This is a genomic window from Heliomarina baculiformis, assembly GCF_019966545.1.
Classification (GTDB): domain Bacteria; phylum Pseudomonadota; class Alphaproteobacteria; order Rhodobacterales; family Rhodobacteraceae; genus Heliomarina; species Heliomarina baculiformis.
Window position 1 is genome coordinate 113,120 of the sequence record NZ_JAIMIC010000006.1, and the last position, 16,400, is coordinate 129,519.

Below are 16,400 nucleotides of genomic sequence, written 5' to 3' on the forward strand. Positions count from 1 at the left end.
GTTTTGCCGGACGGTGAGGGGCTAGGCCGTGGAATACAAACGCTACGCGCTTTACTACGCGCCGCCCGAGGATGCCGAATGGGCGCGATTTTGCACCCGGTGGCTGGGATGGGACATGACCGAGGGGCAAGTGGTGGCCCCGCCCGAGATGCCGACGCTGCCGCTGGATCATGCCGAAATCATCCGCGCGCCACGGAAATATGGCCTGCACGCAACGCTGAAACCACCGTTTCGACTGACCAACGGCACCACGCCAGAAGGTCTAGAAAAAGCGTGCGAGGAGTTGTGCGCCCACATCGCTCCCTTCGATCTGGATGCACTGCAACTGGCGCGACTGGGCCGGTTTATTGCCCTGCGCATCCAAGGGTCTGACACGGGAATGCGCGCGCTGGCTGATACGCTGGTCAGGGACCTCGACAGCTTTCGCGCACCACCGTCAGAAGAGGAACTGAAGCGCCGCCGGGGCAAGGGGCTGCCCCCTGCGCAGGAGGCCAATCTCGTGCAATGGGGCTACCCCTATGTGATGGAGGAGTTCCGCTTTCACATCACGCTGAGCAGTTCGCTGCCGCGCGACGCGATTGAACCCGTCGAAACGGTGCTGCATGAACGGCTGACCCCGCTCTTGCCGCAGCCTGTACCGATCCGCGATGTTGCGCTGGTCGGTGAGGCAGACGACGGCAAATTCCACATGGTCCGGCGCTTTCGTCTGGGCAAATGAACACTGAAAATGACAGGAGGATACGATGACTGTCACCAATAAAACCGTACTCATCACCGGGGCGAGCCGGGGCATCGGCGAAGCCACGGCGCGCCATCTGGCCGATCTGGGGCATAACGTGGTTCTGGCCGCGCGCAGCGGCGGCGCAATCGAAACCATCGCGCAGGAAATCAACGATGCGGGCGGCAAGGCGCTGGCCGTGACCTGCGACGTAAGCAACTGGGCCTCAGTCTCTGATCTGGTGGCCAAGACAGAAGAGCGGTTCGGCCCGGTGGACGTGCTGGTCAACAATGCCGGAGTGATCGACCCCATCGCGCGGATCGACGAAAGCGACCCCGAAGAATGGGGCAAGGTCGTCGATATCAACGTCAAGGGCGTCTATTACGGGTTCCGCGCGGTGCTGCCAAGCATGGTTGAACGTGGCGAAGGCACGATCATCAACATCAGTTCCGGTGCCGCGACCGGCGCGCTGGAAGGCTGGAGCCATTACTGCGCGACCAAGGCGGCCGTTCTGTCGCTGACCAAATGCGGCGACGTGGAATACCGCGACAAGGGCATTCGCATCATGGGGCTGAGCCCGGGCACCGTGGCGACTGACATGCAGGTAAAAATCAAGGCCTCGGGCGTGAACCCGGTCAGCCAGCTCGATTTCTCTTCGCATATCCCGCCGGAATGGGTGGCACAGGGAATCGCTTTCCTGATGACCGAAGGTGGCGACGCCTTCCGGGGCACCGATTTCTCGCTGAAAACTGACGAGGGGCGCAGACTGGCCGGACTTCCGGAGGCCTGAGTCCACGGCGCGAGCCGAAAGCGACAAGTTGCCCCTATCGACCCGCGCCGGCTGGGCTTATATGCCTATCAACTTTTGCCGCACAGGTGCTGCCATGACATTCGACCGCAAGATCAAGATCGCCCCGTCCATCCTCGCCTCGGATTTCGCCAATTTCGGTGCGGAATGCGAAGCCATCGAAGCGCAGGGCGCGGATTGGGTCCATGTAGATGTGATGGACGGGCATTTTGTACCCAACCTCACCTTTGGTCCGGCCACCTGCGCCGCGATCCGCCCGCATATCAAGGGCGTGATGGACGTGCATCTGATGATCGCCCCGGTCGATCCCTACATCGACGCCTTCGCACAGGCCGGAGCCGATGTGATCAGCGCGCATGTAGAGGCCGGTCCGCATATTCACCGTACGCTTCAGGCAATTCGCGGTGCAGGGGTCAAAGCCGGTGTCGCGCTGAACCCCGGCACACCGGCAAGCGCGGTTGCACATCTGCTCGACCTGACCGACCTGATCTGCGTGATGACGGTAAACCCCGGCTTTGGCGGGCAGAAGTTCATCGATATGAGCGCCAAGGTGAAAGAACTGCGCGCGATGATCGGTGACCGCCCCGTGCATATCGAGATCGATGGCGGCGTGGACGTGAACACCGCACCGCTGGTTGCGCAGGCGGGTGCCGATGTACTGGTCGCGGGTTCCGCCGTGTTCAAGGGCGGCTCTGTCAGCAACCCCGGCCCCTATGGCGAAAACATCCGCGCCATTCGCGCCGCCGCCGAAGGCGTTTACGTCTGATCGCAACCACACGGGGGACTCTCCGCGTTTCCGGCTGATCCGGGGGACGCTGACTTATAGCGCCTTTTCCTAGCGTTGCGGTAAAACCCGTGTGAGGATGCGGTCGCTGCGGTTTTTCGCTCGCTTCATCCAAGGAACGGTTTCCGGCTGCGCCTGTTCGCGTTCGATCCTGTCGGTCTGTGAAAAGAAGAAAGGGAAATCAGATGTTTGCGGCCACCCTTTCCACCCTGCTCGACATTCTCGGCACCTTTGCCTTTGGCCTCAGCGGGGCGATGGTCGCGATCCGGAGCAGGCTCGATCTGTTCGGAATCCTCGTGCTTTCGGCGGCGACCGGCGTGGCAGGAGGGATCATCCGCGATCTGCTGTTGGGCGATGTGCCCCCTGCCGCACTCCAGACCTACTGGCCCCTTGCGGTGACCGGTGCGGCAGGTCTCTGCGCGTTTTTCTTCGGGCCGCTGATCGACCGGATGAACCGGCCCGTGATGCTGCTTGATGCCATCGGGCTGGGGGTTTTCGCGGTGGCTGGGTGCCAGAAAGCGCTGGCCTATGGGTTGGAAACGCCCGGCGCGGTTCTGTTGGGCATGATGACGGCGATTGGCGGTGGAATGCTCCGCGACATCATGGCCGCCGAGGTGCCGCGTGTGCTGCGCGAGGATGTCTATGCGCTCGCCGCCCTTGCCGGCGCTTTCGCCTATGTTTGCGGTCTCTGGCTGGGTCTTCCCGATACGGCTGCGGTGGTCAGCGCGGTGTTGCTGGCGATCGTGCTACGGGTTGCAAGTGTCCGATACGGCTGGAAGCTGCCGCGCGCACGGGGGCATTGATAAGCGCCCTGCGCTAAAGCCATTTGCCGGGCTCGCGTTTAGTCCAGCTTGTCCGCGAAAGCCTCAAGCAGCTTGTGTTTCAGGATCTTGCCGGTCGGTGCGGCGGGCAGCTCGGTGGCCACGATGATCCGCTTGGGCCGCTTGTAGCCGGTCAGCCGTTCGGCGGCAAAGGCGCGAAGTTCCTCGACATCCGGCATGTCATCCGGCGCGGCCTGCACGAAAGCCAGCACTTCCTCGTCCCCGCCCTTGCGGCGTCCGATCACCGCGCATTGGATGACCTTGGGGTGGTCGTTTATCGCGGCTTCGACCTCGGGCGGGTAGACATTGAAACCGCCATGGATGATCAGCTCTTTCGAGCGGCCCACGATATGCAGCCGGTTCTGGTCGTCGATTTTGCCAAGGTCGCCGGTGCGCAGCCATCCCTCGGGATCGAGCACAGCAGCCGTGGCCTGGGCATTCTTGTAATAGCCCTTCATGATGTTCGGGCCCTTGCAAAGGACTTCGCCCACACCATCGCCGCCACCGGGCACGTCTTCGTCGATCTTCAACTCCGTCCCCGGCAGGGCGGGTCCGCAAGAAGTGTCCGGATCGCCGATTTCGCTATGGGTCACGGTAGCACCGGCAGTGGTCTCGGTCATGCCAAAGCCGTTTTGCAGGGGCAGCCCGTAGAAAGCCTCGGCCTTGCGTTTCCACGCGGGGTCGAGCGGTGCGGCCCCCGATGAGACATAGCGCAGCGTCTTGCCCGGCAGTTTTTCATGCCCCTGTTCGCGGGCGTATTGCATCAGCAACGCGTGCATCTGCGGCACACCGGAAAACAGGGTGACGCCGTTGTTCAGCGCCTCGTAAAGACGAGCGGCGGAAAAGCGGGCCTCGAAATGGATATGGGCGCCTGCGACCGTTGCGGCGGTGATCATCGAGGTCAGGCCGAACACATGGGTCATTGGCAGCACGCCATAGATCTTGTCGCCCGCCACGATATTCCGGCTGTTGGCCGAGCTTTGCCCACCAAAGCGCAGGTTGCCGTGGGTCAGCATAACGCCCTTGGGCGCGCCGGTCGTGCCGGTGGTATAAAGCAGCACCGCAACATCGGGCAGATCATCGGGATCGCTGTCATAGGGCGTCGAGACGTGCATTTCGCCAAAGGCGCCGCTGATCGGTTCCGCTCCAACCCGTTCGGCATGGGCCTTGGCGTCGGGCGAGACCGCCGAGGCGAACAGCATCGCGGCTGGGCGGGCGTGTTCCGTCAGCTTGGTCAGCTCGCCTGCCGTCTGGCGTGCGTTGATCGGCGAGACGATCACCCCCATGCGGGAACAGGCAAAGACACTGGCCATGCCCGCACCGCTGTTTTCCGTCACCAGCATGACACGGTCGCCCGCCTGCACACCCTTGGACCTCAGCAGATCAGTGATCTCGCGGCAGGCCGCGTCCAGACCGGCAAAATCCCAATGCGTGCCAACGGAATCCGTGACCGCAAGCGCCGTGGGACGCGCAGCGATCTGCGCGTCAAGGTAATCGTGCCATCTGCCGTTCATTACTTGAATTCCGCTTTCCGCTTTTCAAGGAAGGCCGATATACCTTCGCTCGCTTCATCCCCGACCTGCGCCCGCGCCATCGCGTCGCGTTCCAAGTCAAGCTGGGTGTCTTCGCTGTTGTCATACCCCGAGGCGACCAATCCCCGGATCACGCCCTGCGCCACGCGTGGACCCTTGGCAAGCTGGTCGACGATCCTGTCGGCGGCGCTGTCTGTCTGACCGGCTTCCACGACCTCGCTCACGACGCCAAGCTCTGCCATGCGTTCGGCGGTAACCGGGCGCGCCAGCAGGCACATCTCCATCGCGAGCTGCCGCGGCAGCATCTTGGCCAGCGACGAGGTCAGCCCGCCGTCGGGCACCAGCCCGGCCCTTACATAAGAGGCGATGAACTGCGTACCGGCGCTGGCAACGATCATATCGCAGGCCAGCGCAATCGAAGCCCCTGCCCCGGCGGCACCACCTTCGACGGCAGCGATCACCGGCACCGGGCAATTGCGGATCGACCGGATCATCGTGTGCAGCCCGTCGATCTTTTCGCGCCGCTCAGGCTCGGAGAGCTTGCGCCGTTCGATCAATACGTTGAGATCGCCGCCGGCGCAGAAATACCCGCCCTCGGACGTCAGGATCACAGCGCGGATACGCGGATCATCGGCTTGCTTGGTCGCCTCGACAATGGCCGCGTAAAGCTCGGGGCTGATTGCGCCGCGTCGCTTCGCGTTCATGTTCACGACAACCAGCCGGTCGCCCTTGTCGTCTATCCGCGCCAGAGTCATTACCTAGCTCTCCTGTCGTACTGTCTTGTAGACGCCGGTGCTGGTGGCAACCAGAACACCATTGGCATCGTGAAGCTCGCCTTCGATGAACATGGTCTTGCGCCCGCCCCCGGTCACCCGGCCCGTCGCCACAACCTTGCCCGGTCCCGCCGGGGCAAGGTACTGGGTGTTAAAGGACAGGGTCAGCATCTGGGGCAGCTTTTCCCGGTCAAGGCTGAGCGAGCCGGTATAGCCACAGGCGCTGTCGAGGAGCATCGCGATGATCCCCCCGTGCAGCACCTTGTGGCGGTTCGTATGCTGATCACCGACCTCGAGCGTGAGACGCGCGCGACCGTCCGGCTGGCCGACATCGACCACCCATCCGATCAGACGCTGCGCTCCGGTTTCGCCGGTGATCAGCCCTTCATCGGTGACTTCAGGCAGCGCTGAGCTCAATGAACCGCTCCAGATGGTAGTCGATGTCGCCGAAACGGTGGTCGCACATGACGATCCGCTTCGCGATATGGGCAAGCTCGTATTCCTTGGTCATCGCGATACCGCCATGCATCTGGATCGACTCTTCGGCGACCAGACGACCGACGCGACCAATCAGGTTGCGGGTCGAGGCGTTCTGACGCGCCGCATCGGCTGTTTCCAGATGACCAGCAGCATTGATAACCGCGGAACGGGCCTGCTCCATTTCGATCAGCAGGTCGGAATAGCGATGTGCCAGCGCCTGGAAGCTGCCAATCGGACGCCCAAACTGCTTGCGCTGGGTCAGGTAATCGCGGGTCAGTTCTACCGCCGTATCCATCGCGCCCAGCGCTTCGGCAGCCAGAGCCACATCCGCAACCGCGATCACGTCGCTCAGCGCGGCAAAGCCTTTGCCCGCCTCACCCAGACGGGCGCTTGCCGGAATCTTCACCTCGTCCAGCGTGACCTCGGCCGCACGACCGCCCGCAAAGAGGGGGTAGCCGCGCATGGTCAGACCAGCGGTATCCGCAGGCACGAGGAACAGCGAGATGCCATCCTGGTCTGCCGCATCGCCGCTTTCCCGCGCCGACACGATAAGCTGGCCCGCCGCCTCGGCGTTCACCACGACCGATTTGCGCCCGTTCAGCACGATTTCGTCGCCGTTCGCCTTTGCCGTGCTTTCGACATAGCTCAGGTCATAGCGCGAAACAGGCTCGCCATGGGCCAGCGCCAGATGCAGAGAGCCAGCGATCACTTCTTCGAACAGTTCCTTCTGGCTGTCGTCGCCCAGCCGGGCGATCAGGCCGCCGCCAAGCACGGCGGTATCGAGGAAAGGCTCAACCACGCCCGCGCGGCCCAATTCCTCGAACACGGTCGAGACGTCGAAACCAAAGCCGCCAAAACCGCCCTGCTCTTCGGTGAACAGCGCACCGATCACGCCCAGCTCGGCCAGTTCGGCCCAGATTTCGGCACTCATGCCTTCTTCGCTGTCGATGATCTTGTTGCGGGTTTCCGTGTCGTATTTGTCAGACAGATAGCGGCGCAGGGTGTCCTGCAGCATCTGCCGTTCTTCAGTCAGGTCGAAATTCAAGGAATTATCCTCCCATCTTCACTTTGGCGATGATCCCGCGCTGGATCTCGTTCGAGCCGCCAAAGATCGACAGCTTGCGGTTGTTGAAATAGGCAGCCGAAACGGGTGCCGCGTAATCCGGTCCGATCGGGTCGTTGTCGCCTTCGACAGTCTCCGAGGGGAAAGGCATCGCGTAGGGGCCCACCGCGCGTCGCGCGAGATCATTAATCTCCTGGCGGATGATCGTGCCTTTGACCTTGAGCATCGAGGATTCCACGCCCGGCGCCTGACCGGCAGCGGCCTTGGAGATGATGCGCATGTTCGAGGTCGACATCGCCATCAGGTCGATCTCAACATTGGCGAGACGCGCCGCGAACTGCGGGTTCTCGATAAGCGGCTTGCCATTGGCGCGCTCGGCCCGGGCGATGCGCTTCACCGATTCCAGACCCGCCTGGCTATAGCCGACGCCCGCGATATTGGTGCGTTCGTGGGTCAGCAGGTACTTGGCATAGGTCCAGCCCTTGTTTTCCTCACCCACAAGGTTTTCGACCGGTACTTTGACGTCGTCAAAGAACACCTCGTTCACCTCATGCACCCCGTCGAGCAGGATGATCGGGCGCACTTCGATACCGGGGGTGTCCATGTCGATGAGGAGGAAGGAAATGCCTTCCTGCTGCTTGACGTCCGGGTCGGTGCGCACAAGGCAGAAGATCTTGTTCGCGTATTGGCCCAGCGTGGTCCATGTTTTCTGACCATTGACGATATAGTGGTCGCCATCGCGCACGGCGCGGGTTTTCAGCGACGCGAGGTCCGACCCGGCGCCCGGCTCGGAATAGCCCTGACACCACCAGTCCTCGCCATTCAGGATACGCGGCAGGTAATAATCCTGCTGCTCTTTCGAGCCGAACGCCTGAAGCACCGGTGCCAGCATCGACAGGCCAAAGGGCACAATGCGCGGCGCATTGGCGCGTGCGGTTTCTTCCTCGAAGATGTGCTTTTGAACCGCGTTCCATTCGGCGCCGCCGAATTTCTTGGGCCAATTCGGTGCCAGCCAGCCCTTTTCGTTCAGGATCGCATGCCAGCGCTCCATGTCTTCTTTGCCCAAATGATCGCGCGCTGCGACCTTATCGGACAGTTCCTTGGGCAGCTTTTCATCGAGAAAGGCGCGTACTTCGTCGCGAAAGGCGATCTCTTCTTCTGTATAGTTCAGGTCCATCGTCTTGCTCCAATCATGTTGGGTCGTTCAGCTTGCGGCCTTGTTCATGTCGTCGAATGTGCGGCCTTCGGCGACCAGCTTTTCCAGCAGCGCCGCAGGTTTCCAGAAATAGTCGTCCTCTTCTGCATAGGATTTGATATCGTCCAGCAGGCCCGGCAGGCCCACGATATCGGCCCATTTCATCGGGCCGCCATAATAGCGCGGGAAGCCGTATCCAAAGAGAAAGACCATATCGATGTCGAGCGGACGCCGCGCGATGCCTTCTTCCAGCACCTTCGCGCCCTCATTGACCATCGCCGCCATGTAGCGACGCACGATTTCCTCGTCGGAAAACTCGCGCGGGGTGATGCCAAGTTCTTTGCGCTCGGCCTCGATCAGCTCCATCACCTCGGGGTTCGGCACACCGGCGCGCTTTCCAGCTTCGTAGATGTAATAGCCCTTGCCGGTCTTCTGGCCGAAATTGCCCTCTTCGCAAAGCTTGTCCGCATAGGTCGGCACGCGTTCACGTGCGTCGCGCGTCGGCGCGAGCCGCTTGCGCGTGGCCCAGCCGATATCAAGACCCGCAAGGTCAGCGACCGCGTACGGCCCCATGGCGAAACCGAAATCTGTCAGCGCCTTGTCGATCTGGTAAGGCCTGGCCCCGTCGAGCACCATATGCTCGGCGGCGGTGCGATAGGTCTTTAGGATCCGGTTGCCGATGAACCCGTCACAGACCCCGGCACGGACCGAGATCTTGCCGAGCTTTTTACCCAGCGCAAAGCCAGTCGCGACCACTTCGGGCGCGGTCTTGTCGGCAACCACAACCTCAAGCAGCTTCATCACATGGGCGGGCGAGAAGAAATGCAGCCCGATCACATCCTCTGGGCGCGAGGTGCAGGCGGCGATTTCATCCACGTCGAGATATGACGTGTTCGACGCCAGAACCGCGCCTTTCTTGCAGACCTTGTCGAGCTTGGTGAAGACGTCTTTCTTGACGCCCATCTCTTCGAAAACGGCCTCGACCACCAGATCAACATCCGAAAGCGCCTCGTAATCAGTCGCCGGTGTCAGTGCCTTTTGCGTCAGGTGTTCGAACTTGGCCTGATCGATCTTGCCGCGTTTCAATGCGCCTTGCAGGTTGCCTTCGATACGGCCCCTTGCGGCCTCGGCCGCTTCGGCACTCATCTCGATCAGAACGACATCAAGGCCGGCCAGCAGAGCCGCCGTGGCGATGCCCGCGCCCATCGTGCCGCCTCCGATGACGCCAATGGCGGAAACGTCGCGCGGCTCGACGCCCTTGAGTTCCGGCAGCTTGCTGACCGCACGTTCGGAAAAGAAGGCGTGGATCATGCCCTGACGCTGGTCCGTCTGCATCAGCTCCATGAACAGGGCGCGTTCCTTGGCGACGCCTTCGGCGAATGGCAATTCGCAGGCGGCCTGCACAGCGCGCACGCCGTAGGCCGGGGAAAGCTGACCGCGGCTTTTCTTGAGCGCGGTTTCATAAGCGGCATCGAAATCAATCGCTGCGGGGGCGGGAAGCTCGCTCACCGCGCGGCGGGACGCGCCGCTTTCCAGCAGTTCCTTGGCGTAGGCAAGGCCGATCTCGCGCGGCTCGCCCTCTTCGATCTTGTCGATCACACCCAGATCCATCGCCTCTTTCGCGCCGAACTGGCGGCCCGAGGTGACGATGTCGAGCGCCGCCGGAACGCCGGTCAGGCGCGGCAGACGCTGGGTGCCGGTCGCGCCGGGAATAAGGCCCAGATGCACTTCGGGCAGCCCCATGCGTGCCTTGGGCACCGCGACCCGGTAATGCGTCGACAGCGCAATTTCGAGACCGCCGCCCAGCGCCGTGCCGTGCATCGCCGAGACGACGATCAGCGGGCAGGCTTCGATGCGGTTGCAGACATCGGGCAGATAGGGCTCTTTCGGCGTCTTGCCGAATTCCTTGATGTCGGCGCCTGCGAACCACGTGGTGCCATCGCCATAGATCAGGACGGCGCGCACGCCTTCGTCGGCTTCGGCCCGCTCGATTCCTTCGACAAGACCGACGCGTACATCGTATCCAAGGGCGTTGACCGGCGGGTTCTGCGCCTTGAGCACGGCGATATCGCCAACCCGTTCATAGGCAATTGCATCGGACATCCGAATCTCCTTCTTCGTCGCATGGGAAAGGGCTGTCAGAGCTTATCTGACCGCTTCTCCTCCCACCGCGATTCTTAACCTCCACGCGGCGCGCCTCGCAAATCCTCCGGTGCCCGCAATGCGGGAACCTAACGTCACAGCCCGGGTTTGCAAGGACAGGCTCTGCGAGACATTCCGATCTGCGAAATTCTATTCCACATCTGAAAAGGCTCGGCAACACGTTGCGGCAAGAAAGATGCGTGAAAATGGCAAATCAGGTCACTTTAAAAGTCCAGCATCGATGCCGGGTTCAGCGCGTACAAGTCCAGACGCGCCGCGTGGAATGATCCTCAAGCGGTTTCAAACCCGCTGAAACCAGGATGTTTTTGCATTCCTCCATCCCTTCATCGCCATAAGCACCGGGGTGGAATTCGGCGACTACGGCGTGAAAGGCCGAGAGATCCACATCCCGCAACAGCGACAACTCGCCGCCCTCGATATCCATCAGCAGAACGGTGGGCCGGAACCCGGCAACGACTTCGGCGAACCCGTCGGTCAGCACTTTGATCGTCTGAACCGGCGCTTTTCCCCGTTTCATCAGTGAGGAACTTCGGAAATTTCCCGCGATATTGAAATCTATCAGCGCCGGACGCGGTCCCGGACCGCAAAGCACGGCATTTTTCACCAAGATGATCTCTTCAAGGCGGTTGACGCGGTGCAGTTCGCGAATATGCGGCAGCAGGTCCGGGTTCGCCTCATAGCTCAGCACCGCCTGCGGCTGACAATTAAGCGCGACAGCACCACTGACGATACCAAGCCCGGTGCCAAGTTCCAGAACCCGATCCCGTGGAGCCGTCACATGCATCGCCCCCCGGATCTCATGGCCCTCATAGCCCTCTTTGTCGATCCAGCGGGCATCCTCGTCAGATATCAGTGGCGAGCCGGGCACGCGCAGCCCGTGGCAGGTGGCGACGATATGATCCGTTGCCTCCGCGAAACCGTCTTTGCTGTTATCACCTGCGGGCGACATGGCCATATCCTGCGTCAACTGACCGGTTTCTTGTCGATCCGGCACAGTTTGGCAACAGGCTGGTCGCTCGCGCGTCAGTCTAGCGCCGCAAGGAGATCCATAACCGTGACCTGATCGAAGCAGAGATGCCGCTCCATGAGCCGCGACGCCTCTTCAGTGTCGTGGTTCAGAATCAGCGTCGCAATCCTGCGGTGTTCGGATGCGGAGTGAGAGATCGCGCCGGGATAGCGGTAAGCGACACGGTAATAGGCCATCAGCTTGCGCGCGTTCGCCTTGATCATTTCAAGCAGGAAGGGATTGCCAGCCGCCTCGGCAACCGCCTGATGGAAACGGATGTTCAATTGGTAATAGGTGTCTGCGTCCGCATTCGGTTTTTCGGCGGCATGTTCTTCACAGGCCTGCACCGCCGCCTCGATCGCAGCGGCATCCGCCTGTCCCAACCGTCGCGCGGCCAGCCCTGCGGCCTGCCCTTCAAGTCTTGAGTGAACTTCGACGATAGCCAGAAATTCTTCCAGCGTCGGCTTGAAGAGCACCGCGCCCTTTCGGGGCAGGCGCCGGATCAGCCCTGCCGCTTCGAGATGAATAAAACACTCGCGCACAGGCGTCCGGGACACCCCATACGTTTCCATCAACGGCGCTTCTTCAATAATGTCACCGGGATTTAATGTGCCCCGGTCAATCGAAAATAGAACCGCATTCAATACCTGATCGGTCTGTCCTGCCATACGATGCCCCCGCTTCGCGACAACCCGTCTATAGCTGACGCGAATTAGATGCAATTCCTCTTATCACCGGTCAAGCATTGCATGAAAAGCAAGGCGGCTATTTGTTCACGTTGGTTGTTATATCAACTCGACCCGCCTAATTTGCATGCCAAGGGAGGTTAATGAACGGATACGGATATCGAGCAATGGCTTATACTTCGACACATGGTGCAGACGTTTCTGCAGTCCCCGGCGCGTTTTCGCGCTTTTTCAACGCCGTACTCAACGGCATGACCAGCATCGCCGAGAACCACCCCAAGATGCGCCAGGCTGCCGCTCTCCAGGCGATGAGCGACGAAGAACTGGCCAAGCGTGGTCTCAAGCGCGACGACATCGTAAAAACAGTTTTCGCAAACAGCTTTCACATCTGATCCGGACGTTCCGACCAGCGTGAGGCCGCGCTGACCGAGCATAGGACTCGTCGCGGCACGCGGGAGGATTTCCGTCGATCTTTCAAATAAACAGGAATTTAAACATGGCTTACGCAACACTCCACGCCCCCGAAACCGCACACGGCACTTTCTTCAACCTCAAGAGTGCGATTTCTTCAATTTTCGACACGTTCGGCAAGGTTCGCCAGTTCGAAGCACTTTCGGCCCTGTCCGACGCCGAACTCGAAGAGCGCGGGCTCAAGCGTTCCGACATCGCCCGGGCGATCTTCCTCGACAACGGTCTCAGCTGATTCAGCGGCGCGAAACAGCGCCTGCAACCTTTTAATAAAGCCCTTCAATCCGCCCGCCCCACGGGCGGATGAAGTCGTTAATGAATATCACGGATACTTTATTCAGATCGAAATGAGTTGACAAAGCAACTCGCCCACCTCTTTAAGGTGCAAAAGTTATACCTGCCCGGAATCTTTTGAACCAGCGAAGGGAATGTTGCATGCGAACTCAGGTGGCGATCATCGGCGGCGGCCCGTCCGGTCTCTTGCTGGCACAGCTTCTCTACAAGGAAGGCGTCGATACCATCGTGCTCGAACGCCGCACGAAAGAGCATGTGCTCAGCCGCATCCGCGCGGGTGTTCTTGAGCAGGGCCTCGTGGACATGATGCGAGCCGCAGGCACCGCCGAACGCCTTGACCGCGAAGGGTTCAAGCACGACGGCACAGTGCTTTCCTTCAACGACGAAATCGTTCGGATCGACCTTGCCAAGCACGCCGGGCGCCCGGTCACCGTGTATGGTCAGACCGAAGTTACCGCGGATCTCTATGCCGCGCGCGAGTCTTGGGGCGGTGAAACACTGTTCGAAGTCGATGAGGTGGAACTAAAAGGGCTCGACAGCGATGCCCCCTATGTAACCTTCCGTCACGACGGGGAGGACAAGCGGATCGATTGCGACTTCATCGCCGGCTGCGACGGGTATCACGGGGTCAGCCGCAATTCCATACCTGAAAACGTCCGGACCGAATACGAAAAGGTCTACCCCTTCGGCTGGCTGGGCATTCTTTCGGAAACGCCGCCCGCCAATCACGAGTTGATCTATGCCAATTCCTCACGCGGTTTCGCGCTCTGCTCGATGCGCAACGCCCATCTGAGCCGCTACTACGTGCAGTGCGACCTGAGCGACAAGGTCGAGAACTGGTCCGATGACGCGTTCTGGGACGAGTTGCGCCGCCGCATCCCGCAAGAGGTTGCCGAAACCATGGTGACGGGACCATCTATCGAGAAATCCATCGCGCCACTGCGGTCATTCGTATCGGAACCGATGCGCTGGGGCCGCCTGTTCCTTTGCGGGGACGCCGCCCATATCGTTCCCCCGACAGGGGCCAAGGGGCTCAACTCGGCGGCGTCCGACGTCTATTACCTGCACCAGGGGCTGGCCCGTTATTACAACGATAAGGATAACGAAGGCATCGAAACCTATTCGCAAAAGGCTCTGGCGCGGGTCTGGAAGGTCGAACGTTTCAGCTGGTGGATGACATCGCTGCTGCATCGTTTTCCGGATCAGAACCCCTTTGATCTGAAAATGCAGCAAGCCGAAATCGCCTTCCTTCAGGAAAACGAAGCAGCGCAACACGCGCTTGCCAACAACTACGTCGGCTTGCCATATTGAAAGTTCATTGACCGACGCGGATAGGGAACCACCTTTAAATCCGTTGTATTAGCAAGCGTCGGCACAGAAATCTGCCCGGCCAGCCAATTTGAACGGAAACTGCTTTTGACCAAAACGAAAAAAAAAGCGCGAGCGTCCGGCCTGCCCGTTCCGACGCGGATTACCGATGAAGGCGTGCGCGTCATCGACATCAACGTCTATGCGCCTTATTTCCTCGCCTCGATCAACAGTTCCCTTTCCCGGGGGGCCTCGGCGCTCTACCAAAGTGAATTCGGTGTTGGCGTCACCGAATGGCGTGTTCTGTCCTGGATCGCGACTGAACCGGGATGCGGCGCAGCGCGTATCTGCGATGGCATCGCCATCGACAAGGGCGCAGTCAGCCGGGCGATCACGCGGCTTGAGACGATGGGTCTGTTAAGCGCGACCCCGGCTGCCAACGACCCAAGACGCAAGTACCTGACCCTGACCGAGGCAGGTTTCGATCTTCATGCGCGGATGATGGCAGTGGCGCTGGAACGCGAGATCGAGCTTCTCGACGGCGTCGATCCCAAGGATTACGAAGCCTTTCTTAGGGTGATGCGCAAGCTGCGCGCAAACGTCAAACATCTCTGAGTCGTCCGCGCCCGCGTGACGGAAACGCCCACAAGCGATTTACTTCACAGACTTTTGCCGATTCCAATGTATCGCTGGACCTGCGCTTTGGTTAAACTGAGGCGCATGGTTTGAATTTATTCTACAGGTTTTCAGCGATGTACCCGGTGATCCGCCCCCTTGCCATTCTTCTGGTCCTGCTCTGGTCAAGCGCTGCGACGGCGGCATCCGACCGGGTTGCGCTTGTCATCGGGATGGGTGCCTATCGCAGCATCGATCCGCTGGAAAACACGCTTAACGATTCTGCGGACATGGCCGAAACCCTGTCGAACATTGGCTTCGATGTGACGCTGGCGCAGGATGCGACTTCGGAGCAGCTTTACCAGTTACTCGACGATTTTGCCTTTCAGTCGGAAACCGCCGATCTGGCGCTGATCTACTATGCCGGTCACGGGATCGAGGTTCAGGGCGAGAATTTCCTTATTCCCATCGACGCCAAGGTGACCTCGAACCGAGATGTGCAGCGGCAGTCGGTGTCGCTCAAGCAGTTACTGGTCGCGGTGGAACGGGCCCGCAAGATGCGGATCGTGATCCTTGACAGCTGCCGCGACAATCCGCTGGGCGACCTGATCCAGCTTGACCAGTCCGGGAACATCCAGCGTTCCGGGCAGCAGTCGCGGGGCGGCGGCGGTCTGGCCGCGGCCGACCCGGACCGTGGTACGCTGGTGGCCTTTGCCGCCAAGGACGGACAGGTGGCGCTGGACGGGGCGGGCAGTAACAGCCCCTATGCCCGCGCGCTGATGGAAAAGATGGTCGAACCCGGGCTGGAAATCAGCCTGATGTTCCGCCAGGTGCGCGACCGTGTGCTTGAACAGACCGGCAACCTGCAGGAGCCGCATACCTACGGCTCGCTGACTGGTGTTCCCTTTTACCTTGCCGGACCTGCCGAGGGCGAAAGCCAGATCGCCAGCTCCGACGCCGTGGATGCCTGGGCGGCCATCAAACCGGATCAGGAAGAACAGCTGCTAGCGCTGGCCGATCTGGGCGATACCCGCTCGATGCTGGGCCTTGCCTATATGCGGCTGAACCCGAATGAGGGGCGTTTCGATCCGGCCGAAGCGGTAAAATTCCTTGAACGCGCGGCTAACGCAGGGTCACCCGAGGCACAGTTCGAGCTGGCAAAGCTTTATGAGCGCGGCACCGGTGTGCCCCGCGACGAGAAACGGGCGCTGGAACTTTACCGTCTGGCAGCGGAACAGGATTTCGCCGATGCGATCAACGATCTTGGTTTCCTGCATTACCAGGGCGGGCTGGGCCTGCCCGCCGATCCCCAGCGCGCGCTGAGCTACTTCGAGCGCGCCGCCGACCTGCGCCATCCGCAGGCGCAGTTCAATTTTGCCGCGCTGATCGACGATGGCCTGATCGCCAGCAAGGGGCCGGAAGACGCGGCGAAATACCTCTACGCGGCCCTGCGTTCGGGCAGTTCTGATGTGCTCAACCTGCTGAGCGAACGGCCCAACATGTTCACCCCGGAAACCCGCCGCGCCCTGCAGCGCGAGTTGAAATCATACGATTTCTACACCGGCGCGATTGATGGCGATTTTGGCCCCGGCACCCAGCGCAGCATCCGGCTTGCCTATGGGCTGAGCGAATAGGCTTTATCGGGAACTTCCGGCCAAGAGTCCTTTATGGCACCGCTTTCAGCGG

General features: G+C 60.9%; 17 protein-coding genes. 9 read left to right on the plus strand and 8 right to left on the minus strand.

Annotated elements, in window-relative coordinates; genetic code table 11:
- Window positions 1-28: 28 nt before the first annotated feature.
- The 4 genes from MF268_RS14915 to MF268_RS14930 all read left to right on the plus strand — a co-directional run bounded on the left by MF268_RS14915 (window position 29) and on the right by MF268_RS14930 (window position 3,113).
- The gene (locus tag MF268_RS14915; protein ID WP_238371663.1) at window positions 29-718 is read left to right on the plus strand and encodes a DUF1045 domain-containing protein; all 690 of its coding nucleotides are present in this window, start codon (window positions 29-31) and stop codon (window positions 716-718) included.
- A gap of 25 nt (window positions 719-743) precedes the next feature.
- Window positions 744-1,508, plus strand: coding sequence for an SDR family oxidoreductase (locus MF268_RS14920; protein WP_238371664.1), 765 nt, complete (start codon window positions 744-746; stop codon window positions 1,506-1,508).
- Window positions 1,509-1,602: 94 nt separating this feature from the next.
- A complete protein-coding gene (gene rpe / locus MF268_RS14925; RefSeq protein WP_238371665.1) occupies window positions 1,603-2,292 on the plus strand; it encodes a ribulose-phosphate 3-epimerase in 690 nt (229 codons plus the stop codon).
- 203 nt (window positions 2,293-2,495) lie between these two features.
- Window positions 2,496-3,113 carry a trimeric intracellular cation channel family protein gene (locus MF268_RS14930; protein ID WP_238371666.1) on the plus strand — a complete coding sequence of 206 codons (618 nt, stop codon included), beginning with the start codon at window positions 2,496-2,498 and terminating at the stop codon, window positions 3,111-3,113.
- Window positions 3,114-3,151: 38 nt separating this feature from the next.
- On the opposite strand, the gene MF268_RS14935 is transcribed toward MF268_RS14930, so the two are convergent.
- From MF268_RS14935 to MF268_RS14970, 8 genes are all read right to left on the minus strand, one after another.
- Window positions 3,152-4,645 (minus strand): class I adenylate-forming enzyme family protein, encoded by a 1,494-nt coding sequence (locus MF268_RS14935; RefSeq protein WP_238371667.1) that lies wholly within the window; start codon window positions 4,643-4,645, stop codon window positions 3,152-3,154.
- Entirely contained in the window at window positions 4,645-5,418 is a 774-nt protein-coding gene (locus tag MF268_RS14940) for an oxepin-CoA hydrolase, alternative type (protein WP_238371668.1), read from the minus strand. The genes MF268_RS14935 and MF268_RS14940 overlap by 1 nt, the downstream gene beginning before the upstream one ends.
- A 3-nt stretch (window positions 5,419-5,421) precedes the next feature.
- Window positions 5,422-5,853, minus strand: a complete 432-nt coding sequence (locus MF268_RS14945) for a PaaI family thioesterase (RefSeq protein ID WP_238371669.1) — start codon at window positions 5,851-5,853, stop codon at window positions 5,422-5,424.
- Window positions 5,834-6,961, minus strand: coding sequence for an acyl-CoA dehydrogenase family protein (locus MF268_RS14950; RefSeq protein WP_238371670.1), 1,128 nt, complete (start codon window positions 6,959-6,961; stop codon window positions 5,834-5,836). Before MF268_RS14950 ends, MF268_RS14945 begins: the two co-directional genes overlap by 20 nt.
- Before the next feature lie 4 nt (window positions 6,962-6,965).
- Window positions 6,966-8,156, minus strand: coding sequence for an acyl-CoA dehydrogenase family protein (locus MF268_RS14955; RefSeq protein ID WP_238371671.1), 1,191 nt, complete (start codon window positions 8,154-8,156; stop codon window positions 6,966-6,968).
- A gap of 27 nt (window positions 8,157-8,183) precedes the next feature.
- Complete coding sequence (locus MF268_RS14960; RefSeq protein ID WP_238371672.1) at window positions 8,184-10,277, minus strand: 3-hydroxyacyl-CoA dehydrogenase NAD-binding domain-containing protein; 2,094 nt, start codon at window positions 10,275-10,277, stop codon at window positions 8,184-8,186.
- 289 nt (window positions 10,278-10,566) lie between these two features.
- Window positions 10,567-11,286, minus strand: coding sequence for an FkbM family methyltransferase (locus tag MF268_RS14965; protein ID WP_238371673.1), 720 nt, complete (start codon window positions 11,284-11,286; stop codon window positions 10,567-10,569).
- Window positions 11,287-11,360: 74 nt separating this feature from the next.
- The gene (locus MF268_RS14970; RefSeq protein ID WP_238371674.1) at window positions 11,361-12,011 is read right to left on the minus strand and encodes a GntR family transcriptional regulator; all 651 of its coding nucleotides are present in this window, start codon (window positions 12,009-12,011) and stop codon (window positions 11,361-11,363) included.
- A gap of 185 nt (window positions 12,012-12,196) precedes the next feature.
- On the opposite strand from MF268_RS14970, the gene MF268_RS14975 reads away from it, so the two are divergent.
- From MF268_RS14975 to MF268_RS14995, 5 genes are all read left to right on the plus strand, one after another.
- Entirely contained in the window at window positions 12,197-12,421 is a 225-nt protein-coding gene (locus MF268_RS14975; RefSeq protein WP_238371675.1) for a DUF1127 domain-containing protein, read from the plus strand.
- Window positions 12,422-12,525: 104 nt separating this feature from the next.
- Window positions 12,526-12,732: a hypothetical protein gene (locus MF268_RS14980; protein WP_238371676.1), complete on the plus strand. Its 207-nt coding sequence runs from the start codon at window positions 12,526-12,528 to the stop codon at window positions 12,730-12,732.
- Between the two features lie 200 nt (window positions 12,733-12,932).
- Window positions 12,933-14,102, plus strand: a complete 1,170-nt coding sequence (pobA, locus tag MF268_RS14985; RefSeq protein WP_238371677.1) for a 4-hydroxybenzoate 3-monooxygenase — start codon at window positions 12,933-12,935, stop codon at window positions 14,100-14,102.
- Between the two features lie 105 nt (window positions 14,103-14,207).
- Window positions 14,208-14,714 (plus strand): MarR family winged helix-turn-helix transcriptional regulator, encoded by a 507-nt coding sequence (locus MF268_RS14990; protein ID WP_238371678.1) that lies wholly within the window; start codon window positions 14,208-14,210, stop codon window positions 14,712-14,714.
- A gap of 110 nt (window positions 14,715-14,824) precedes the next feature.
- On the plus strand, window positions 14,825-16,348 hold the full coding sequence (locus MF268_RS14995) for a caspase family protein (protein WP_238371679.1): 1,524 nt from the start codon (window positions 14,825-14,827) through the stop codon (window positions 16,346-16,348).
- The last annotated feature ends 52 nt before the right edge of the window (window positions 16,349-16,400 follow it).